Genomic DNA, 22082 nt, shown 5'->3' on the forward strand with positions numbered 1-22082 from the left:
GCAGGCCCCCGGCGATTCGCCGGGGGCCTTGTCGTATGGCCGGACGCTCAGGAATCCGCGGGGGAGTCCGCTGCCGGGACCGCCAGGAAGGTCAGGTGGCTGGGGTGGTCCGGATCGAGCACGACGGCCTGGCCGTCGATCTTGCGCTTCACCCGCGGGGGCAGCCAGTGCCGGGGGAAACTGCCCGCCGCCACCGCGACCCGCAGCCGATGGCCCGCGCGCAGCACCGCCTCGGTCGGGTTGATCTCGATGTCCAGGTCGAACGGCACGCCCGGCTCCACCGGCAGGATGGAATCCGCGCGCAGGGTGTGCACCGCGAACAGCAGATCGTCACCGACGTAGGTGCTGTTCTTCTCGTCCAGGGCGCGCAGTGAGGACAGCAGCGCGCCACGTGTGAGGGTCGCCGACGCCCCGTCCGGCTCCACATCGGTGACCGTGACCGACCAGAAGGCTTCCGTCCCACCGGCTTCCACGCGCAACCGCAGATTCATCGGGCCGGACAGCACCAGATCGGTGTCGAACGGCTCGGTGGTGAAGGTGACCGCGGTGGCTTCGGCCTGGCGGTCGTCGGAGCCGAACCGGCGGCCCAGCAGCGTCGTGACGCCGGTCGACATGACCGCACTGTTGTTGGAGGCCATGCTGTTGCGCCCGGAAGGCAGGGGCAGATGGGTGCTGTCGGTGGGCGGCGTGTCCGACAGGGCGGCATCGGTGCCGGCGTGCCGGGCCGAACCGGTCGGCTCGGGGCTCAGGTACAGCCGCCGCACCTCCGCGGCCGGGTCGGGGAAGGTGGATCGGGTGACCCACCCGCCGCCGCCCTGACGGCGCACCGTGATCGGGCCGTAGCCGTTGATGCCGTTGTCGATTCCCTTGAGCCACTTGTCGAACCACGCGCACTGCAACTCGTCCAGGGCGGGCGGGTTGCCCGCTTCGCCGAAGCCGCTGCCGATGCTGATGTGGTAGCCGTCGTCGACCAGCACCTGCTTCGCGCCGTCCGGCAGCGAAAGCCGGTCGTACATGCGGAAATTGGAGCGGTTGTAGACGTCGTGCCAGGCCCCGTGGATCCAGGTCGGCGCGGCGATCTGCTCGAAGTTCGGGAGGCGCTGCGCCCACTGGTCGTTGAGGTGGGCGTCCTCGTGGCCGTCGACCATGGCGATGTCGTAGGCGCGGCGCAGCCAGGAGGGGCCCGGATTGCGCAGGCGGTCACGGAGATACGGGCCGAGCACGCGATTGCGGATCATGCCGCGCGGGGAGGGCAGCAGTTTGGCGGCATTGACGGCGGCCATCCAGGCCGCGATGAACGGTGAGGGCACGCCGCCGGTCAGGCCGAGTTCGCGCACCGGGTCCTCACCGGCCACGATGGCGAAGACCGCGTCCAGGCCGTCGGGCCGCTGCCCGGCCGCGATCAGCGCGGCGATCGCGCCGTAGGAGACGCCGGTGACCGCCAGATGTCCATCACACCAGGGTTGTTCGCGCACCCACGCCAACACCTCGGCGTAGTCCTGATGTTCGCGCGGTCCGAAGAAATCCCAGCTGCCGGTGGAGGATCCGGTGCCCCGCACATCCACCACCAGGGTCGCGTAGCCGCGTTCGATGGTGGTCCGGTTGGTGGCGAACACGTCCAGTGCGCCGCCGGCCAGCGTGTGCACCAGATCGCGGCCCCGGAAGCGCTGTCGATCCGAGCCGGGCACCCGGCGTCCCAGTCGCCGGCCCGCCCGTGCGAACCGCGCGCTGGACCGATTGCCCATCCGGTTGTAGGGCGTGAAGTTCACGATCACCGGGAACGCGCCGGACGCCGGTTCGGCGCGGCGGTAGGCGGGCCGGTTCAGGTCGGCGCACAGCACCGCGCCGTCCGAGAGCGGGATGGTGACCGTGGTGTCCAGGTGCACCGCCGGATACTGCGCGGGACCGATATCGAATCGGGCGTCCGGCGGTAGTGGCACCGGGGTGGGAAAAAGGGGTGTGGCCATAGGAAATCCTCCCGACAACGTTGTCCCAGAGCGGATCAGCGTGCGACAGGATCACCGTACGGTTGGTTGGACGGGGGTGTCCAGAGTTTCCGGAAAATTGTCTCAGACGGACAGCGACTCAGACCGTGAAGGAGGTGACGCCGTCGATCACGCGCGCCACCTGCTCGTCGCTGAGCCCCGGCCAAAGCGGCAGGCGCACAACGGTTCCGGAGAACTCGGCGCTGCGCACGCAGGGATGCGGCGTGCGGCCCAGCTTCAACCCCGCCGGACTCGAATCGAGCGGGATGTAGTGGAACGGCGCGACGATCCCGAGCCCCGCCAGATGCCGGATCAGGTCGTCGCGGCGGTGCTCGGTGGGCACCCGCAGGTAGTACAGGTGCGCGGTGTGCTCGCGATCCTCCGGCACCGTCATGAGCCGAACCTCGTTGCGGGCGGCCCACTCCGGGAGCGCGGCGGCATAGGAATCCCACACCCGGTGCCGGTTGGCCTGGATGGTGTCGAACTCGGCCAGCTGCGCGTCCAGCACGGCGGCGTTCAATTCACTGGGCAGATAACTGGATCCGATGTCCTGCCACGAGTATTTGTCCACCGCGCCGCGCAGGAACCGCGCCCGGTCGGTGCCCTTCTCACGAATGATCTCCGCACGGCCCATGAGGATTTCATCGGTGAGCAGGATGGCCCCGCCCTCACCGCAGTGAATGTTCTTGGTGTCGTGGAAACTCAGCGCGCCCACGGTGCCGATGGTGCCCAGGGGCTGCCCGCGCCAGCTGCCGCCCAGCCCGTGCGCGTTGTCCTCGATGAGGGCGATGCCGTGCGCGTCCGCCAGCTGCCGCAGGCCCGCCATATCCGCGCCCACGCCGCCGTAGTGGATGACCACGACCGCCTTGGTGCGCTCGGTGATCGCCGCCGCCACCGACTCCGGATCGAGATTGCCTGTCGCGGAATCGATATCGGCGAACACCACGGTGGACCCGCGCAGCGCCATGGCCGTCGCGGTGGAGGTGAACGCGAAACTCGGGACGATCACCTCGTCCTCGGGGCCGAGTTCGAGCAGCAGGCCCGCCATCTCCAGCGCCGAGGTGCACGAGGTGGTGAGCAGGGCGTGTGGAGCCGCGGTGATGGCCTTGAGCTTGGCGGTCGCGGCGGCGGTGAACTGGCCGTCACCGTGGCTGTGATCGGAATCCAGCACGGCCTTCAGATTGTCCAGTTCGCGTGCGGCGCGGAACGGGCGGCTGAAGATGATGCGGTCGGTGCTCACCCGGAATGGTTCCCCTCGCGGCGGTCGGTAGGCCCTGCCTGCTCGCCGAACGGCGAAGCCAGGCGCTCGAACTCTAACATCGTACGCACTCGCACCCGGTTGGCAGCGGTGGCCGCGACCACACGGCAGCACGCGCGCAATCGCATGCCAGTGACCCCTGTGACCGGTGTGTCCATGTAGGGTCTGGAACTCGTGGTCGACGTTGCAGGTACCGATAATCGGCGTGCGGTTCTCCGCTGGGGCGGCATCACCGCGGCCGGCGTGATCCTCGGCTATGTGGCCGTACTGCTGGCCGATATCCGTCACTTCTATACCGACGACACCGAATCCCAGTACGCGCCCATGTGGGTGATGATCGGCCGCGCGCTGCGCGACGGCCGCTTCCCGGTGCTCGCCCCCGAACAGTGGATGTCGGGCAACTACACCATGGAGGAGGCGGGCCTGTTCAACCCGCCGCAGCTGCTGATCGATCTGATCGCGCCCTCGGTGCCGAACCTGGCCCTCTACGCCACCCTCGTCAAACTGCTGTTCTCGATTCTCGCCGGACTCGGCGTGTACCGGGTGTGCCTGGCCTACGGCGCGCGCCCGGAATGGTCCGCGGTGGCGGGCGTGGCGTTCCCGTTCTCCGGGTTCTTCCTCTTCTTCGACACCGCCAGCTGGATGACCGCGCTCACCGGCACCGCCTACATGCTGCACGCCTGGGCGTCGTCGGTGCGGTACGTGCGCGGTAGGGGCGGGCCGATTCCGGTCTTCGTCTTTCTCTACCTTGCGATTTCGGTGCAGTACATCTTCCCGGCGGTGGAGTCGGTGCTCATGCTGGCCGCTGTCGCGGTCGGCGAACTGGTACTGCGCAAGGACAACTGGAAAGCGGTGCTGCGCCTGGCGGTGGCCGCCGGATGCGCCGGGCTCGCGGGCCTGCTGACCTTCCTGCCGTCCATGCTCTCGGCCAAGGTGACCTGGCGGGGGACAGCGCAGATCAATAACGACCAGTTCCTCACCGTGCCCTGGTCGGAATCGCTGAACGCCAGCCTGCCCAGCACGCTGCCCGCCTTCAACTCCTGGTGGGGTTATGTGCAGCCGCTGCCCATGACCTACATCGCCTGGTTCCTGATCCCGGCGCTGGCCTTCGTGGATTGGCGTCGCGCGCGCGAACAGTGGAAGGAGTTCATCTCCATCGCGCTGTTCGCGATCATGGCGCTCATGTGGACCGCCGGACCCGGCACCATCGGCCCGCTGCGCTGGCCCGCGCGCGTGCTGCCCATGCTGGCCATCGGACTGCTGGTGCTGGTGTGCGTACTGCTCGGGCGTTTCGGCACGGTGCGGGAGTGGCGTCATCGCGGCATCGCCGCGGGGGTTCTGATCCTGGTGCTGTGGGTGCGCACCTTCTCCGCCGATCCGCACGATGTGATCAAACATGTGATCGCCGCACTGGTCGTCGGCGCGCTCGTGGCCGGTGTCGTCTGGCTGGCCCGGCATCGAGGCGGTGCGGCGGCCGCGCTGCTGACCATGGCCGCGATCTTCCCCATCGCCTGGTACCAGGTGCACAGCATTCAGCCCAACCTGATGCAGTGGCATCTGCCCGCCGACCGCCAGGAAGCCATGGCGGCCTTCCCGGACTTCCAGGGCACCACCCTCCAGCTCGGCGACCGCGGCCTGCTCGGCCCGAACGACAACAGCCTCGACCGCGCCTACGGCTCCCTGGTCTTCGGCAACTACGCCAAGGACCTGGAACTGAACTACGTGCAGGGCTATACGCCCAACGGGCACTTCTACTTCGGTGAAATGCTGTGCATGCGCTGGGACGGCAGCACCTGCCCCGACGCCTACCGCCGCCTGTTCGCCCCCGATCCGGCCACCGGCCGTCAGCTCGTGGACCTGATGCTGCTGGATCGAATCGTGCTGCAGCGCGCCATGTTCCCCGACGCCCGCAACCAGCCCGCCCCCGACGGCTGGCACTGGGCCGACTACCCCGGCCACGAGCAGTGGATCTCGGTGCTGGAACGCGACAGCGGCCTGATCACCACCGTGAACGGCCGCGTCGCCGACGCCCAGGGCGTCACCGCCACCTCGCTCGGCGAAACCCCCACCAGCAGCACGGTTCGCGTGACCTCGGAGAACGGCGGCCGCGTGGTGTTCGCGCGCCTGGGCTGGCCCGGCTACCGCGCCACCCTGAACGGCAAGCACGTCGACATCGACACGGTCTCGAAAGTCTTTGTCGCCGTGAACATCCCCGCGGGCACCAAGGACGCCGAACTGGAACTCACCTGGCGGCCGCCGGGCTGGAAGGTCGGCATCGCCACCGGCGTCGCCGGACTCGCCGGTATCGCGGTCCTGCAGTGGCTCTACATCCGCTCGCGCCGACAGGACGACGACGAAAACGGCGCGGAGCCCACCGCATCCGAACCCGCGCTGGCAGAATCGCACTCGTGAGCGCCGCGGAGATCTCGCCGGAGCTGGATCCGGCGATCGAGGAACCTGGTCTGCTGCTGCGCCTGGTGCGTCGGCAGGAAGTCGCCTTCGCTCTGGTCGGCGGGTTCAACACCGCCCTGGGCATGGTGCTCACCGTGCTCTGGCTATCGGTGTTCGAGGGGCATGTCGGCAAGTCCGTGGCAGCGGCGCTGTCGCCCGCGCTGGCCTACGCGATCAGCATTCCGGTGGCCTTCGTCCTGCACCGCACGCTGGTCTTCCGGGTGCGCGGGCACGTGCTGCGCGACTTCCTGGCCTTCGTCGGCGTGAATTCCGGTGGTCTGCTGCTGAATACGATCCTGCTGCAGATCGCGGTCTCGCTGCTGCACGCACCACCCAAGCCCGCCGCCGTGGTGGTCATGGGGCTGGTGGCTGTCATGAGCTTCTTCGGCCACCGGCACATCTCGTTCCGCCGGAATCCCGACGGATGAGATCCACGCCACACGGGCAGCGGCGCGGCTGACTACCTGGCAGAGTTGAAGCCAACGGAAGCCGTTGTCCCACAACTACCCAGGAAATCGTGAGTACCAGCTTCATCTATCGGCACGGGTCCATCTACGAACTGCTGATGCGAGGCTTGTACGGGCGGCACTACGGTGCCCGGTTCCGCGCCATCGCGGAGCTGATCCCCGACGAGGCCGACGTACTCGACCTGTGCTGCGGGCCGGCCACCCTCTACCTCCGGCACCTGCGCCGGAAATCGGTGCGCTACACCGGACTCGACATCAACGAGGGCTTCATCGCCGGGCTGACTGCCGCGGGCGGCACCGGGCAGGTGTGGAATCTGCACTCCGACGAGCCGCTGCCCGCCGCCGACTACGTGATCATGCAGGCCAGCCTCTACCACTTCCTGCCCGATCCGGAACCGGTCATCGACCGCATGCTGGCGGCGGCGCGGGCACAGGTGATCATCGCCGAACCGGTGCGCAATCTGACCACCAGCCGCAATGGCGTGATCACCCGGCTGGGCGGGCGATTCACCAATCCCGGTGACGGGGAACAACCGCGGCGCTTCACCGAGGAAACCCTCGACGAACTGTTCCGCGGGTATCCCGAACACGTCGAACAGCGCACCCTCATCGCGGGCGGCCGGGAGAAGCTGTACGTGCTGAAGGCGTGACGCCGCAGCGGCTTTCAGCCGCTGACGCGCTCGCTGTCGGTGGCGGTAGCCGGATCCAGCGGGGTCTCGATCGGGCGCTCCCGCCGCGGCGTCGGCGAATCCACCGTCAGATACAGCGGTTTGCCCACCAGAATGTGCAGGGCCACACCGAGATACTCGGCGATCAACCCGAGCGAGAACAGGATCGCGCCCGAACACAGCAGCAGCACCACGATGGTGGAGGTCCAGCCCTCCGGCGCCCAGTCGTCGAGCGTGAGCGCCTCGTAGACGATGAACCCGGCCATCGCCACACCCGCCAGCGCGAGGGTGCCGCCCAGCAGGCTCACCAGGCGCAGGCCGCGAGTTCCGCTGCACAGCACCATCTTCCAGAACAGCGAGAACAACCGGCGGTAGTTGTAGCCGGACTCCTCGCGGCCCTCGGCGCGCAGCGTCACCGGCACCTGGGCGACGGTGTCCACCACCCAGGTGAGCGCCACATCCAGGTACACGCCGTTGGAGGCGACCTCGGCCAGCTGCCGGCCGATATCGCCGCGAATCAGCCGGAAGCTCTCGAACCGCGTCGAATCCGGGAAGGCGAACACCGTGGCCAGCACGATCTTCGCGCCGCGCGAGGTGATATTGCGCAGGAAGCCGTGCGGGCGGGTGTTGATCGGCTTCGAATAGATCAGGTCCGCGCGCTGCTCCAGCGCCGCGTCCAGGAATCGGCCGATGAAGGCCGGATCGTGCTGACCGTCCTCGTCCATGGTGACGATCCAGTCGCCGCGCGCCGCCGACATCCCCGCGATGGTCGCCGCGTCCTGCCCGAAATTGCGGCTCAGCCACACCGGGCGCACTTCGCCGTAGGAATCCGCGAGCTGCCCGAGCACCACATCCGAGCGGTCCGGGCCGTGATCGTGCACGAGGATGATCTCGGAAACCACGAACGGCACGCCGCCGGGGGAGGTGGCGGCCTCGGTCAGCTTGTGCAGTTCGGCGACGAGATCGCCGATGGTGTGCTCACCCCGGTACACGGGTACCACGACGGACACCGCGTGCGGCCGGTCGATCCCGGGGCGGGACGGCTGGGCGGTCGAGGCGTCGACGTCGGAGTGATACATACGTCGGGAGGGAATCGGCATCAGCTGGATCGACTTTCGAAGACGGTGCGTGCCGGCGCTCCTCAGGGAACAGCAGAGCCCGAGCGGCGTGAACTCTAGCACGGCAGGCGATTCGGTCCGTTGGTGCGCTCGTCATGAACGCGTCACGGCGTGTTCCGGCGGCCGCGGACGGCGCTGCCGAACCGGGCATTCCGCTGTAGGTTGGGGACTCGTGACGGACAGTGCACTATCGACGCCGTCGGCCGGAGACGCTCCGGTTCGGGAAGTCGCCACTCCGGAGTCGGAGCCAGCCGCCGTGGAATCCCCTTCACGCCGGGACGTATTCCGCTGGGGAGCGGTCACCGTCGTCGGCGTGATTCTCGGGTATGCGGCGGTGTTGCTGGCCAATGCGCGGCACTTCTACACCGACGACACCGAATCCCAGTACACCGGACTGTGGGTGGGACTGGGCCGGGCGCTGCGGGCGGGCGAATTCCCGGTGCTGTGGCCCGAACAGTGGATGTCGGGCAACAACACCATGGACGACGCCGGGCTGTTCAATCCGCCGCAGCTGCTGATCGATCTGATCGCGCCGTCCTTCGACAATATGGCCGTGTACGCGACGCTGGTGAAGCTGGTGTTCTCGATCATCGCGGCGCTCGGCGTGTACCGGATCTGCCTGGCCTACGGCGGCCGTCCCGCCTGGTCGGCGGTGGCGGGCGTGGCGTTCCCGCTGTCCGGGTTCTTCCTGTTCTTCGACGAGGCCAGCTGGATGACCGCGCTCACCGGCACCGCCTGGCTGGTGCACGCGTGGGCGTCGTCGGTGCGGTACGTGCGCGGCACCGGCGGGCCGATCCCGGTGTTCGTGTTCCTCTATCTGACCATCTCGACGCAGTACATCTTCCCGGCGCTCGAGGCCGCGCTCATGCTGGTGGCCGTCGCGGTCGGCGAGATGATCTCGAGCGGGCGGGCGCCGGGCGGTTCGTGGAAGTCCTGGGCTTCCTGGCGGTTCTGGCTGCTGTCCTGGGCTCCGATCGGTCGGCTGGCCGCCGTCGCCCTGTGTGCGGGCCTGGCCGGACTGCTGACCTTCCTGCCGTCCATGCTCTCGGCCAAGGTGACCTGGCGGGGGACGGCGCAGATCAATAACGACCAGTTCCTGACCATCCCGTGGTCGGAATCGCTGAACGCCAGCCTGCCCTCGACGCTGCCCGCCTTCACCTCGTGGTGGGGATATGTGCAGCCGCTGCCGGTCACCTATATCGCGTGGTTCCTGATCCCGGCGCTGGCCTTCATCGACTGGGACCGGGCGCGTTCGGCGTGGAAGGAACTGAGCTCGGTCGCGCTGTTCGCGATCATCATGCTCATGTGGTCGGCCGGACCCGGATCCATCGGACCGCTGCGCTGGCCGGTGCGGCTGCTGCCCATGCTCGCCATCGCGCTGCTGGTGCTGGTGTGCGTGCTGCTCGGGCGGTTCGGGAGCTTCCGGAACTGGCGGGCGCGCGGAATCGCTTCTCTCGTACTGATTCTGGCGCTGTGGGTGCGGTCGTTCTCGGCCGATCCGCACAACTGGATCCGGCATGTGCTGGCCGCCGGGCTGGTGATCGCGGTGGGCGCGGGCGTGCTGTGGCTGATGAATCGCAAGGGCGTGGCCGCCGCGTGCGCGCTCGTGATCGCGGCCATGTTCCCCATCGCGTTCTGGCAGGTGGAGGCCGCGCAGCCGACGCCCATGAGCTACAACATGCCGACGAACCGGTCCGAGGCCATGCGGGCTTTCCCGGATTTCCCGGGCACCACCATTCAGCTGGCTGATCGCGGGCTGGTGCAGCCGGGGGACAAGAGCCTCGAAGGCGCTTACAGCGCACTGGTTTTCGGCAACTACGCGAAATCCCTGGAGCTGGACTACGTCAACGGCTACACGCCGACCGGGCATTTCTACTTCGGTGAACTGCTGTGCATGCGCTGGGATTCCAGCGTCTGCCCGGACGCCTACAAGCGGCTGTTCACCCCCGAGGCGAGCACCGGACGACCGCTGGTGGACCTCATGAAGCTGGATCGCGTTGTGCTGCAACGGGCGCTGTTCCCGGACGTGCGCAACCAGGCCGCTCCCGAGGGCTGGACGTGGGTGGACCTGCCGGGGCAGGACCGCTTCATCTGGGTGCTCGAGCGCGAGAACGGGCTGACCTCCACGGTGAACGGCCGCGTCTCGGCGGAGAAGAACGTCACCGCGACCTCGCTGTCGGAGACCGACACCACCAGCCGCGTGCGGGTGTCCTCCGCGTCGGGCGGGCAGGTCGTGTTCGCGCGGCTGGGCTGGCCGGGGTATCGGGCCACCCTGAACGGGCAGCCGGTGCCGATCAAGACCGTCGCGAAATCCTTCGTGGCCGTGGATGTTCCGGCCGGGACCCAGAATGCCGAACTGGTGCTGACCTGGCGGCCGCCGGGCTGGAAGATCGGCATCGCCACGGCCGCCACCGGACTGGCCGGGTTGGCGGTGCTCCAATGGCTCTACATCCGGTCCCGCCGCCGGGCGGGTGAAACGGCGGCCGATGAGCCGTCGGGTGAGCCGGAACGCGAACTCGCGGGCTCGGTGTCCTAGTCGGCGGGGTACCGGGCCGGGGTGGATTTCCGTGCCCGGCCCGGCGGGGCGGCGATTCGGCCGAGGTGGCCGTGCGGGCCGGTGAACCGGACCGGTAGGTTGTGGTTCATGTCGGAGGAAATCCTGGACGCCACCCTGCTCGGCCTGCTCGCCTGCCCGCAGGACAAGGGCCCGCTGCTGCTGGTTCGCGACGACAACGGCGACAGCGTGCTCTACAACCCCCGGCTGCACCTCGCCTACCCGATCGACAACGGCATCCCGGTGCTGCTGGCCGATGAGGCACGCGCGGTGTCGGAGCCCGAGCACACCGGCTTCCTGACCCAGGGCTGAGGTATTCGGCCCACTCGCCGGGCATTCCCGGGGCGCGGTGGCGTCGTTCGCCGGTGGGACGGCGTCAGAGTTCGCCGGTGAGATAGCGCTGCAACGTCGGGCCGACGATCGCGGTCAGCTCGTCCACGGACATGGACGCCAGCGGTTCCAGCTGCACGATCTTGCGCATCACCAGCAGGCCCGCCAGTTGGGACGCGGCCAGGGTGGTGCGCCGCGCGCCGCTGCCCGGCGGCGAATCCACCCGGGGCCGAACATCTTTCAGAACGACCTCGAGCAGGAAGGCGCGCGCCAGCGCCGGATCGCCGCTGCCCAGCAGGGTGCGGAACGCGGCGACGGCCTGCACGCCGAGGGGGGAGTCCCACACCGTAAGCACCGTGCGCACGATGGTCTCGCCCAGCTTCTCCACCGGAGCGGCCGCGATCTGCCGGGTGACCACCGCCGGATCCAGCGGCAATTCCAGTGCGGCGGCGAACAATTCCTGTTTGGTGCCGAAATAGTGGTGCACCAGCGCCGGATCCACGCTCGCCGCCGTCGCGATCGAGCGGATGGACGCCTTGTCGAACCCCACCTGTGCGAAACGCACCCGGGCGGCGTCCAGAATCGCCTCCCGGGTGCCGGAGCGGCCGGGTCTGCGGCCGCTCCGTGTTCCGTTCTGTTCCGTCACGCGGTCCGCCGCCGTAGCGTCGCCGCGCCCAAAGCCAGTGCCACAATGGCGAATCCTGCCACGATCGCCAGATCCCGCCACATCTCACCGGTCACGCCGCTGTGCATGGCCACCTGCTGCAGCGCGTCCACGGCGTAGCTGAGCGGCAGCACATTGCTGATGGCCTCCAGCCAGCCGGGCAGCTGCCCGCGCGGCACCAGCAGCCCGCACAGGAAGAACTGCGGCAGCACGATCACCGGCATGAACTGCACGGCCTGGAATTCGGTGCGCGCGAACGCACTTGCCAGCAGGCCGAGGGCCACGCCCAGCACCGCGTCCACCACGGCGATCAGCACCACCAGCAGCGGACTGCCCGCGGATTGCAGATCCAGCAGCCAGAACGCCACCACGCAGGCGATGATCGCCTGACCCATGGCCGCCGTCGAGAACGCGGTGCCGTATCCGGCCAGCAGATCGAATTTCGACAGCGGTGTGGTCATCAAGCGTTCGAGCGTGCCCGAAACCCGTTCGCGCTGCATGGCGATGGCGGTGATGAGGAACATGACCACGAACGGCAGCACCCCGAGCATGGTGATGCCCACCCGGTCGAACAGCCGTGGCTGCCCCGGCATGGTCGGATAGTTCTGGTACACGAAGTACAGCAGCGTCATGAGCAGGGCGGGCACCACGAGAATCATTGCGACCGTGCGGTGGTCGGCGCGCAGCTGGCGCAGGATGCGCACGGTGGTGGCGGTGTAGCAGCGCAGCGGTTGCGCGCCGGCGGGCCGCGAAATCGTGGCGGTCACAGCATTTCTCCCTTGCGGATCAGGGCGAGGAAGGCGTTCTCCAGACTGGATTCGCCGGTGTCGGAACGTAATTCGTCGGGGCTGAGCTGGGCCAGCAGATGCCCGTCGCGCATGAGCAGCAGCTGATCGCAGTGTTCGGCCTCGTCCATGACGTGACTCGACACCAGCAGGGTGCGGCCCTGTTTCGCCAAGGCGTGGAACTGTTCCCACAGATCCGCGCGCAGCACCGGATCCAGGCCGACCGTCGGCTCGTCCAGCACCAGCAGCTCCGGATCGGCCACCAGCGCGCAGGCCAGCGAGACCCGGGTGCGCTGCCCGCCGGACAGTTCGTCCCCGCGCTGCCCGGCGTGGCCGCTCAAACCCACAGCGGCGATGGCGGTTTCGACGTCACCGGCCGAACAGCCGTACAGCGCACCGAAATACGAGACATTGGCGTGCACGGTGAGGTCGTCGTAGATGCTCGCGGCCTGCGTCATATAGCCGACCCGCCGCCGCAGCCCGGCCGATCCGGCCTCCTCGCCGAGCACCGCGACGCTACCGGAGGCGATGACCTGGGTGCCCACGATGCTGCGCATGAGCGTGGTCTTACCGCAGCCGGAGGGGCCGAGCAGCCCGGTGATGCTGCCGCGCGGGACCGACAGCGAGATGTCGTGCAGCACCTGCCGTCCGCCGCGGCGGACTTCCAGATCGTCGATGGCGATGGCAGGTGGGGAAGCGGATGCCGTCATGGCCCCCTCAATTCATCGAGTGTTGAATTCACTACGTGATGAATTCTGCGCTGAGGGGCATCAAGATCGCAAGACAGGCGACGTGAAACGCGGCGACTGATTTCGTGAGGTCCGGGTAACTCCCGGGGTACGTCCAGAATCGGTGTCGTCCCCGGCCGCCGGCGCGCGTGCGAAACAGGTGACGGCAGTCAGCCGTGCGCATGAGGCACGGAGAGGCGGGGGAGCCCTCCTGGTTCGACTACTACGAACTGGCCCATCATGCCGGCGTCCTCATGCCAGAGCAGGTGGCAGTGGAACATGTACGGGGTGTTCGGGTCAGCGGGACCGTCGAAGCGCACCGCCACCTTCATCTCCGTCCCCGGCGGCAGGAACACTGTGTCCTTGGCCCCGCTCAATGCCACCGACGGCGGCTGCCCGTTCACCTCCGCCACCGCGAACTGCACATCGTGGATGTGGAAGTTGTGCGGCATACCGTCGCTGTTGCGGACCGTCCACAGCTCGGTCTCACCCCGGGTGACGGTCTCGTCGATCCGGCCCATATCCATCTCACGGCCGTTGATCCGGGCGAAGGTGAGGGCGAAGGTGCGCTCCCGCACCGCATCCCGCGCCTGCGCGGTCTCCGGCTCGGCCAGCAGTGCGGGCAGCGCGGGCGACGGGCGCAGCGTCTGCGCGGCGCGCAATTCGAGAAGGTCGAAGGTGTCGTCGCCGCCATTGAACCGGGTGCCCCAGAAATCCATGCCTATCTCGATTTTGTTGCTGCGCAACACCACTCGCTCACCGGCCCGCATGCGCACCACGATCTCGGCGCGCTCGCCCGGGGACAGCTGGATCCCGGTCAGCTCGGCCGGCGCGCGCAGCAGGCCGCCATCGGTGCCGATGAGCGCGAAGGAGCGATCATCGGAGAAGCCGAAGTTGTAGGTGCGCGCCGTGGACGCGTTGAGCAGCCGCAGCCGCACCAATTCGTCGCCCACGGTCCGGTACGGCGCGAGCACCCCGTTGACCATCGTGCGGTCCCCGAGCGCCCCGGTGTCGGAGAAGATCGCGCGACTCGAGTCGAACCCGGATCCGCGAAACCGCACGTCCTGCACGATGATCGGCAGATCGTCCACCCCGTAGGCGCTCGGCAGCGCCAGCCCCTCGGTGGCGGTGTCGTCGAGCAGGAACATCCCGGCCAGCCCACGTCGCACATGAGATTCGGTGGCCCCGTGCGGATGTGGGTGATACCAGAGCGTGGCCGCGGGCTGATCCACTGTCCACTCCGGGGTCCAGGTACCCCCGGCGTCCACCGGTTGATGCGGCCCGCCGTCCATCACCGCCGGCACATGCATTCCGTGCCAGTGCACCGAAGAGGCTTCGTCGAGACGATTGTTCACCTGTACCCGCACCTTTTCACCGCGCTTCGCGCGCAGCGTCGGTCCCAGATAGTCGCCGTTGAAGCCCCAGGTCTCGGTGACCTGACCCGGCCGGAACTCCCTTTGCCCCGTACGCATTTCGAGCTGGAACACCCGCGTCCCGTCGGCCTCCACGCGGGAGTCGGCGAGCGGCGGCACCGTCAGTTCCTCGGTGAAATCCACTGCGCCGATGGTGGATACGTCCCGGGACGTGAACGCCCAGGTGACTCCGCCGCCCACCGTGAGCGCCAGCACCACGAGAAAAGCCCCGAGCCCGACCAGAATTCGCTTCGGCCACGATCGCCGACCTATTGCCATGCGTCAGACAGTATGGATATCCAACGCTCCGCCATATCCGGTAGAGACCCCATATTCCACTGGCAGAACCCATCCGGGACTAGGGGAGAACCATGAACGCCCCCTCCCGCCCGAGCCGTACATCGCCCGGCCCGGATCCGTATACCGGCTGGTCCCGGGCTGTTCCGCTGGGCGATTCGACGACGACATTCGCGGCTTTCGGTCCTACTCTTGCGACCGTGACCAATGAATCACCGGACACGGCCGAGCGCGAGGCCGAAGGCGGACAGCTGCGCGCCTCGACCCTCGAGCTCTTCTTCGACCTCGTCTTCGTCTTCACCATCACCCAGCTGACCCACGCCTTCACCCATCACCCGGGCTGGGAGGCGGTCGGGCAGATCGCCATCATGTTCGGCGTCATCTGGTGGATGTACGACGGCTACGTGTGGCTCACCAACGAGGTGGCCCCCAACAGTTCCAGCCGCCGCACCTTCCTGCTCGTGGGCATGTTCGGGTTCTTCGTGCTCGCGGTCTCCATCCCGGGCGCGTTCACCGGATCCGGACTGGCTTTCGGCCTGGCCTACGTGCTGGTGAACACCGTGCACACCGGGCTCTTCGCCGCCTCGGGCGGCAGGGCCGCGTACTCGGCCGTGCTGCGTCTCGCGCCGCTCAACGCGCTCTCGGCGGGACTGGTGCTGGCGGGCGGGCTCATCCACGGCTGGCCGCGCTACCTGCTGTGGTCCCTGGCGCTGCTGGTCCAGATCGTCACGCCGTATCTGATGAACCCCGGCGGGTTCACCATCCGCGCCAGTCACTTCTGCGAACGGCACGGCCTGGTCGTCATCGTGGCGCTGGGCGAATCGGTGGTCGCCATGGGCGCGGGGCTGGCGGGCATGGACATCACCGTCGGCCTGATCGCCATGGTCGCGGTCTCGCTGACTCTCGGATATGTGCTGTGGTGGGCCTACTTCGGCCTCGACGGCGAGCGCGGCGAGCACGCCCTGGCCGCCCTGCCCGGACCCGAACGAGCGCGCCCGGCGGTACTCGCCTACGGCTACTCGCTGTATCTGGTGATGCTCGGCATCATCCTGACCTCGGCCGGTATCGCCATGACCATCGCGCACGGCAACGAACCCGCGAGCAAGGCCGCGGCGCTGGCGCTGTCCGGCGGTGTGGCCGTGTTCTTCCTGGGGCAGTGCGCTTTCCGGCTCACGCTGAAACTGCCGCGTCCCTGGTTCCGCCTCATCGGCGCGGTCGCCGTGCTGGCGACCGCCGCCGTCGGCGTGCTCTGGGTGGCATGGGCGCAACTGGTGGTGCTGGTGGTCGTGGCCTACGCCTTCGTCATCGCCGACGACATGTTCAGTCTGCGCTCCGGCGACCGCAGCGCCTATCTGCCGCGGTCGGCATAGCTCGAATCATCAACGGGCGCGCGTGATTCCGTTCGCGCGCTCCCCGTTTCCGCGCGTTGCGGTCAGTTCCGCTCGGGCAGTGCGCAGCCGTCGGGGCCGCACGCGTCGCCGTCGCCGAGGATGTCGAGCTGCGGGGCGTGCTCACTCCACGCCTGTTCCAGGGCCTGCGCGAACACCTCCGGCGGCTGCGCACCCGAGACGCCGTACTTGCGATCCAGGACGAAGAACGGCACGCCGCGCGCGCCCAGACGGGCGGCCTCGGCCTCGTCGGCGCGAACCGCGTCGGCGTAGGCATTCGGGTCGTCGAGCACCGCGCGCACGCCCGCCTCGTCGAATCCGGCTGCGGCCGCAACCTTCACGAGCCGCTCGGTATCGCCGAACAGCGCCTGATCCTCGGCGAAGTTGGCGGCGTACAGTGCGTCCAGCATCACGTCCTGCCTGCCGAGCTCCAGTGCGTAGTGCAGCAGCCGGTGCATGTCGAAGCTGTTGCCGAAGTCGCGGCCCTCGGTCCGATAGGTCAGCCCCATGGCCTCGGCCTGTGCGCCGATACCGCGCTCATTGGCCGCCGCCTGCGCCTCGCTGATCCCGTACTTCTGCGCGATATGCGGCACCACGGCATCGCTGTGGCCCGGGGGCAGGGTCGGATCCAGTTCGAAGGACTTGTGCACCACGCGCACGCTGTCGCGATGCGGAAACGCCTCGAGGGCCTCCTCGAACCGCCGCTTGCCCAGATAGCAGAACGGGCAGTTGATATCGGTCCAGATTTCGACCTCGACAGTCATCACACCTCATTCGATCGCACGTTTTCGCAGGCCGGAGACCCGGCCATCGGTCTCTGCAACCGCGTGACAGGGCCAGGGATTCCCTGTGGCGCAGGTCACATCGAGGAGTTGTCACGTTCGGTGGGGGCTGTCCTGTCCCATATCCGACCGCGAAGAACACGCAGCAGGAGCGAGATATGAACGCCACCACCGCAACCCACCGGATCCTCGTCCTCGGCGCCGGCTACACCGGCATGCTGGCCGCCATCCGGGTGGCTCGCAACACCCGCCGGATGGATACCGACGTCACTCTGGTGAACCCCTCGGCGCGCTTCACCGAGCGGCTGCGCATGCACCAGATCGCCGCCGGGCAGGAACTGCGGAACCACAGCATCCCGGCCCTGCTCGAGGGTTCCCGCGTGGACTTCCACCAGGCCGCCGCCATCGCCATCGACACCGCGGCGCGCACCGTCGCCCTCGACGACGGCGCGACCCTGACCTACGACACCCTGATCTACGCGCTGGGCAGCACCACCGACACCAGCGTCGTGCCCGGCGCGGACCAGCACGCCTGGACCCTCAACGATCCCCGTCTGGCACACCGGTTCTCGGAGAAGCTCACCGAGATCGCCGCCGTCGCGGGCACCGTCACCGTCTGCGGCGCGGGACTCACCGGCATCGAGGCCGCCACCGAGATCGCCGAGAGCCACCCGGAACTCACCGTCACGCTGATCAGCTCGGGTGAACCCGGCGCGATGATGGGCGACAAGGCTCGCGCGCATATGAACCGGGCCCTCGATCGGCTGGGCATCGTGCGCAAGGTCGGCGTCAAGGTCACCAAGGTGCTGCCCGACGCGGTGCGGCTGGACAGCGGCGAGACCGTCGCCTCGGATCTGACCCTGTGGACCACTGGTGTCAAGGTATCCCCGCTCGCCGCGCAGGCCGGAATCGCCACGGACGCACAGGGACTCATCGTCACCGATGCCACCCTGCGCTCGGTCTCGCACCCGGAGATCCACGCCATCGGCGACGCCGCCGCGGTGCGTATGGCCTGGGGCCAGGTGCACGGCACCTGCCAGACCGGGCTGCCCACCGCCGCCTACACCGCCGACGCGCTCGCCCGGCTGCTGCGGGGCAAGCGGATCAAGCCGTTCCGGATCGGCTACTTCCACCAGCCGCTGAGCCTGGGCCGCAAGGATGCTGTTGTGCAGTTCACCAATGCCGACGACACCCCGAAGCGCTGGTACCTCAAGGGCCTGACCGCCCGGATCTACAAGGAGTCGGTGAGCAGCACCCCGCCGATGGCCTTCAAGCAGAGCAAGTACATGAAGGCCACGGTGCAGTTGTCCCAGGGCGGTCGCGCGACCCGCGCCACCGCGTGATGCTCGGGGACGTGGGGCCGGACCAGGATTTCCGGCCCCACCTGGACGTCCCGAATACGAAACCGGTAGGTATGAATCCCATGCAGGACCGCGAGAACTCCATTCCGGCTGCCGACGCGGCGATCGACCCCTTCGTCGAACACCGCCGGCTGCTCTTCGGCACCGCCTACCAGATGCTGGGCAGTGTCGCCGACGCCGAGGACATCCTGCAGGACGCCTGGCTCAAATGGCATGCGGTGGACCAGGATTCGGTGGAACACCCGAAGTCCTACCTGGTGCGCACCGTCACCAACCTCGCACTCAACCGCCTCACCTCCGCCCGGGCCACCCGCGAAACCTACGTCGGCCCATGGCTTCCCGAACCACTGCTCACCGCGCCGAACGCCGCCGAGGAGACCGAATTGGCCGACACCGTGTCGACCGCCATGCTGGTGGTCCTCGAAACCCTCAACCCCACCGAACGCGCCGTCTTCGTACTGCGCGAGGTCTTCGGCTACTCCTTCGCCGAGATCGGCGGCTTCCTCGACCGGCCCGAGGCCACCGTGCGCCAGATCTCACACCGCGCCAAATCCCATGTGCAGTCCCGCCGCCCGCGCTTCGACTCCGACGACGCCGCGCGCCAGGAGATCACCCAGAAATTCATGGCCGCCTGTCACGGCGGCGACCTCAACGCCCTGATGGAACTGCTCGCCCCCGAAGTCACCCTGTGGAACGACGGCGGCGGCATCGTCACCGCCGCCCGCCGCCCGCTGCACGGCCCGGATCACGTGGCGCGCTGGATGCTCGGCGTCATGGCCAAACCGGTATCCGCGGGCATCCGCCTCGAATCCGCCGTCGTCAACGGCGAATTGAGCATCATCGGCGTGATCGGCGACTACCGCCTCGGCGCGCTCACCTACGACATCGTCGACGGGCGCATCGAGAACCTGCGCTTCCAGGTGAATCCGCAGAAACTGGGCGGCATCCAGGCGGCGGGCGACACCACCGCCTGAACGCCGCGCCCGCCCGCCCGCGGTCCGGGCGCATGCGCGACAATCGATAGCCGTGTCAGCCGAGGAACTCGCCGTCGAACCCCTGCGCGCGGCCCGGCGTCTGCTCGGCGCCACGCTCTGGTCCGGTCCGGTGGCCCTGCGCATCGTCGAGGTCGAGGCGTACGGCAGCGACCCCGCCGGTCCCTGGCCGGACCCGGCCGCGCACTCCTATCCGGGGCCGACCCCGCGCAATGCCGTCATGTTCGGGCCGCCCGGCATGCTCTACGTCTACCTCAGTTACGGCATGCACACCTGTGTGAACGTCACCGCCGGCCCCGACGGCACGGCCTGCGCGGTGCTGGTGCGCGCGGGGGAGATCGTCAAGGGGCATGACCTCGTGCGCGAACGCCGGCACGCCGCCCGCAAGGACGCCGATTTGGCAAGGGGGCCTGGCAATCTCGGCAGTGCCCTCGGAATCACCCTGGGCGACTACGGAACCGCGCTGTTCGATCCCGCCTCCGCCATCCGGCTCGATCTGGGTCCCGAAATCACCGATACAGCAGGCATTTCCGCCGGACCACGGGTCGGCGTGAGCCAGGCCGCCGACGTGGCCTGGCGGCTGTGGCTGCCGGATTCCCCCGCCGTCTCCGCCTATAAACGCAGCCCCCGCGCCCCGCGTCCCGAACACTCCTCCTGAGATCCCTCGATTCCTTTACCGTGGATAGGTAATTCCGCAATGCCACAGGGGGTTTCATGTTCGAACGCTTCACCGACCGCGCCCGCCGCACGATAGTGCTGGCGCAAGAGGAAGCCCGGGCGCTCGACCACGACTACATCGGCACCGAGCACCTGCTGCTCGCGCTGCTGGCCGAACAAGAGGGCCCGGTCGCCGCGACCTTCGCCGAACTCGGCCTCGACCGCCGCACGGTGCGCGAACAGATCCAGGCGGTGATCGGGCGCGGCACGGCGACACCCGGCTCGCACATCCCGTTCACGCCCCGATCCAAGAAGGTACTCGAACTGTCGCTGCGCGAGGCGCTCACGCTGGGGAACAACCACATCGGCACCGAACACCTGCTGCTGGCCGTCGTGGACGAGAGCGAAGGCGTCGCCGCGCAGGTACTGGCCAAACTGGGTGCCGACCGGACCCGCGTGCACGAGCAGCTGTTCCAGCTGCTCGGCCGCAGGCCCGGGCCCGGCGACTACGTCGGGGGAACCATCTCCGAGGTCCGCGACCGGATCGCGGCCCTGGAGAGCCGGGTCGCCCGAATCGAGCATCTCCTGTTCCGCCCGGGTCAGGACACCGGCGACTCGACCGGCACCCCGTAGTACTCGGCGAACAGTTCGCGCAACCGCCGCGCCGACACCTCGGCGCCGGTCTCGTCGGTGTACTTCTGTACATGCCGCGCGAACTCGATTTGCTGCGCACGCGACAGCTCCAGCCCGAACTCCGCTTCCAGCAGATAGGCGATCCCGCCCTTGCCCGACTGCGAATTGACCCGGATCACCGCGTCGTAGGCGCGCCCCACATCGGCCGGATCGATCGGCAGATACGGTACCCGCCACGGGATCTCACGCTCGGAACGCCCTTCGCGCGCGGCCCGCGCCCGATGCTCGGCGAACCCCTTGCGGATCGCGTCCTGATGCGTGCCCGAGAACGCCGTGTACACCAGATCGCCCGCGTACGGATGCCGCTGCGGTACCGGCAGCCGCGTGCAGTACTCCACCGTGCGGCGGATCTCGTCGATATCGGAGAAGTCGACCATCGGATCAACGCCCTGTGCGTGCAGATTCAGCGCCAGCGTCGCCAGATCCACATTGCCCGTCCGCTCCCCGTTGCCGAATACGCAGCCCTCCACCCGCTGCGCCCCGGCCAGCAGCGCCAATTCCGCAGCGGCGACACCGGTTCCGCGATCATTGTGCGGATGCACCGACAGGATCACGCTGTCCCGCCGTGCCAGATTCCGATGCATGTACTCGATCTGATCGGCATACACGTTCGGCGTGGCCACCTCCACGGTGGTCGGCAGGTTCAGCGTGACCGGCCGCTGCGTCGTGGCATCCCACAGCGTGGTCATCCGATCGCACACCTCCAGCGCGTAGTCCGGCTCGGTCAGCATGAAAACCTCGGGGGAGAACTGGAATCGAACATTCGGCATATCGCCGGCCAGCGCCAGAATCCGCTGCCCGCCCGCCACGATGATGTCGGTCAGCTCCGTGCGCGAAGCGCCGAGCACCACCTCCCGCCAGACCGGCGCGGTCGCGGTATACATGTGGATGACCACCCGATTGCGCAGTCCCCGAACGGATTCCACCGTGCGCTCGATCAAGTCCACGCGCGCCGGAGTGAACACCACGATGGTGACATCCTCCGGGGCCAGGTTCGCGCTGCCGATCAACCGGACGAAATCGAAGTCGGCCTGCGAGGCGCTGGGATACCCGACCTCGATCTCCTTGTAGCCCATGGCCACCAACATCTCGAAGAACCGCCGCTTGCGCGCCGGATCCATCGGCTCGGCCAAGGCCTGATTACCGTCGCGCAGATCGACCGGCACCCACAGCGGTGCGGCGGTGATCCGGTTCGACGGCCAGGTGCGATCGGTCAGCGGAACCGAAACCCGTTGATATACATCGCGATAACGATGCGAAGCCATAGCGGACGACCGCTGGGGATTCCAGGCCGGGGGAGTGGCGGGATGCGTCACCGCGGCGGAGTGGACGGACGGAATGTGCTCGGGCACTGTGCGCTTCTTTCGCGTCGATTCGACGACCGGCGCAGCACGACACCCCGCGTACGGGGTGCCGGTCGATCAGACCCCGCTGCGGCAGCGAAGGAGAAGAAGGGCACCCGAAAGCATGTGGCCTAGACTAGAAGACAATC

At 68.2% G+C, this 22082-nt stretch carries 17 protein-coding genes and 2 pseudogenes; 10 read left to right on the top strand and 9 right to left on the bottom strand.

Translation table 11 applies throughout. The features are described from left to right. Window positions 1–47: 47 nt before the first annotated feature. The gene (locus JK358_RS27050; RefSeq protein WP_201952489.1) at window positions 48–1967 is read right to left on the bottom strand and encodes a CocE/NonD family hydrolase; all 1920 of its coding nucleotides are present in this window, start codon (window positions 1965–1967) and stop codon (window positions 48–50) included. Between the two features lie 118 nt (window positions 1968–2085). Further along, the gene (gene rffA, locus JK358_RS27055; protein WP_201952492.1) at window positions 2086–3225 is read right to left on the bottom strand and encodes a dTDP-4-amino-4,6-dideoxygalactose transaminase; all 1140 of its coding nucleotides are present in this window, start codon (window positions 3223–3225) and stop codon (window positions 2086–2088) included. 192 nt (window positions 3226–3417) lie between these two features. Here rffA and JK358_RS27060 point away from each other — a divergent pair, with 192 nt between their 5' ends. The 3 genes from JK358_RS27060 to JK358_RS27070 all read left to right on the top strand — a co-directional run bounded on the left by JK358_RS27060 (window position 3418) and on the right by JK358_RS27070 (window position 6811). Next, window positions 3418–5655: a putative glycosyltransferase family protein gene (locus JK358_RS27060; protein ID WP_307817762.1), complete on the top strand. Its 2238-nt coding sequence runs from the start codon at window positions 3418–3420 to the stop codon at window positions 5653–5655. Beyond that, window positions 5652–6122, top strand: a complete 471-nt coding sequence (locus tag JK358_RS27065) for a GtrA family protein (protein ID WP_307817763.1) — start codon at window positions 5652–5654, stop codon at window positions 6120–6122. Before JK358_RS27060 ends, JK358_RS27065 begins: the two co-directional genes overlap by 4 nt. An 89-nt stretch (window positions 6123–6211) precedes the next feature. Then, window positions 6212–6811, top strand: coding sequence for a class I SAM-dependent methyltransferase (locus JK358_RS27070; RefSeq protein WP_201952495.1), 600 nt, complete (start codon window positions 6212–6214; stop codon window positions 6809–6811). Between the two features lie 14 nt (window positions 6812–6825). Here the strand turns inward: JK358_RS27070 and JK358_RS27075 are convergent, their stop codons facing one another. Beyond that, on the bottom strand, window positions 6826–7929 hold the full coding sequence (locus tag JK358_RS27075; protein WP_201952498.1) for a glycosyltransferase family 2 protein: 1104 nt from the start codon (window positions 7927–7929) through the stop codon (window positions 6826–6828). Between the two features lie 274 nt (window positions 7930–8203). Between JK358_RS27075 and JK358_RS27080 the strand changes: the two genes are divergently transcribed. Both JK358_RS27080 and JK358_RS27085 read left to right on the top strand, forming a co-directional pair. Next, complete coding sequence (locus tag JK358_RS27080; RefSeq protein ID WP_307817764.1) at window positions 8204–10483, top strand: hypothetical protein; 2280 nt, start codon at window positions 8204–8206, stop codon at window positions 10481–10483. A gap of 108 nt (window positions 10484–10591) precedes the next feature. Further along, window positions 10592–10813 (top strand): Trm112 family protein, encoded by a 222-nt coding sequence (locus JK358_RS27085; RefSeq protein ID WP_201952502.1) that lies wholly within the window; start codon window positions 10592–10594, stop codon window positions 10811–10813. Window positions 10814–10877: 64 nt separating this feature from the next. On the opposite strand, the gene JK358_RS27090 is transcribed toward JK358_RS27085, so the two are convergent. From JK358_RS27090 to JK358_RS27105, 4 genes are all read right to left on the bottom strand, one after another. Then, complete coding sequence (locus JK358_RS27090) at window positions 10878–11477, bottom strand: TetR/AcrR family transcriptional regulator (protein WP_201952504.1); 600 nt, start codon at window positions 11475–11477, stop codon at window positions 10878–10880. Continuing rightward, complete coding sequence (locus JK358_RS27095) at window positions 11474–12262, bottom strand: ABC transporter permease (protein WP_307817765.1); 789 nt, start codon at window positions 12260–12262, stop codon at window positions 11474–11476. Before JK358_RS27095 ends, JK358_RS27090 begins: the two co-directional genes overlap by 4 nt. Beyond that, the gene (locus JK358_RS27100; protein ID WP_201952508.1) at window positions 12259–12990 is read right to left on the bottom strand and encodes an ABC transporter ATP-binding protein; all 732 of its coding nucleotides are present in this window, start codon (window positions 12988–12990) and stop codon (window positions 12259–12261) included. The genes JK358_RS27095 and JK358_RS27100 overlap by 4 nt, the downstream gene beginning before the upstream one ends. A 188-nt stretch (window positions 12991–13178) precedes the next feature. Further along, complete coding sequence (locus tag JK358_RS27105; RefSeq protein WP_201952510.1) at window positions 13179–14699, bottom strand: multicopper oxidase family protein; 1521 nt, start codon at window positions 14697–14699, stop codon at window positions 13179–13181. A gap of 218 nt (window positions 14700–14917) precedes the next feature. Between JK358_RS27105 and JK358_RS27110 the strand changes: the two genes are divergently transcribed. Next, the gene (locus tag JK358_RS27110; protein WP_201952513.1) at window positions 14918–16087 is read left to right on the top strand and encodes a low temperature requirement protein A; all 1170 of its coding nucleotides are present in this window, start codon (window positions 14918–14920) and stop codon (window positions 16085–16087) included. Between the two features lie 62 nt (window positions 16088–16149). Here the strand turns inward: JK358_RS27110 and JK358_RS27115 are convergent, their stop codons facing one another. Continuing rightward, on the bottom strand, window positions 16150–16869 hold the full coding sequence (locus tag JK358_RS27115) for a DsbA family oxidoreductase (protein WP_201952514.1): 720 nt from the start codon (window positions 16867–16869) through the stop codon (window positions 16150–16152). Between the two features lie 176 nt (window positions 16870–17045). On the opposite strand from JK358_RS27115, the gene JK358_RS27120 reads away from it, so the two are divergent. The 4 genes and pseudogenes from JK358_RS27120 to JK358_RS27135 all read left to right on the top strand — a co-directional run. Next, the gene (locus JK358_RS27120) at window positions 17046–18230 is read left to right on the top strand and encodes an NAD(P)/FAD-dependent oxidoreductase (protein WP_201952516.1); all 1185 of its coding nucleotides are present in this window, start codon (window positions 17046–17048) and stop codon (window positions 18228–18230) included. Between the two features lie 71 nt (window positions 18231–18301). Further along, window positions 18302–19222 carry an RNA polymerase sigma-70 factor gene (locus JK358_RS27125; protein ID WP_232851920.1) on the top strand — a complete coding sequence of 307 codons (921 nt, stop codon included), beginning with the start codon at window positions 18302–18304 and terminating at the stop codon, window positions 19220–19222. 52 nt (window positions 19223–19274) lie between these two features. Beyond that, window positions 19275–19898: a DNA-3-methyladenine glycosylase gene (locus tag JK358_RS27130; protein ID WP_201952518.1), complete on the top strand. Its 624-nt coding sequence runs from the start codon at window positions 19275–19277 to the stop codon at window positions 19896–19898. Between the two features lie 56 nt (window positions 19899–19954). Then, window positions 19955–20480, top strand: a pseudogene (locus JK358_RS27135) (Clp protease N-terminal domain-containing protein); the annotation flags it as partial. 46 nt (window positions 20481–20526) lie between these two features. Here the strand turns inward: JK358_RS27135 and JK358_RS27140 are convergent. After that, window positions 20527–21855, bottom strand: a pseudogene (locus tag JK358_RS27140) (2-isopropylmalate synthase); the annotation flags it as partial. Window positions 21856–22082: the final 227 nt, after the last annotated feature.

It is taken from the genome of Nocardia acididurans (assembly GCF_016741815.1).
Lineage (GTDB): Bacteria > Actinomycetota > Actinomycetes > Mycobacteriales > Mycobacteriaceae > Nocardia > Nocardia acididurans.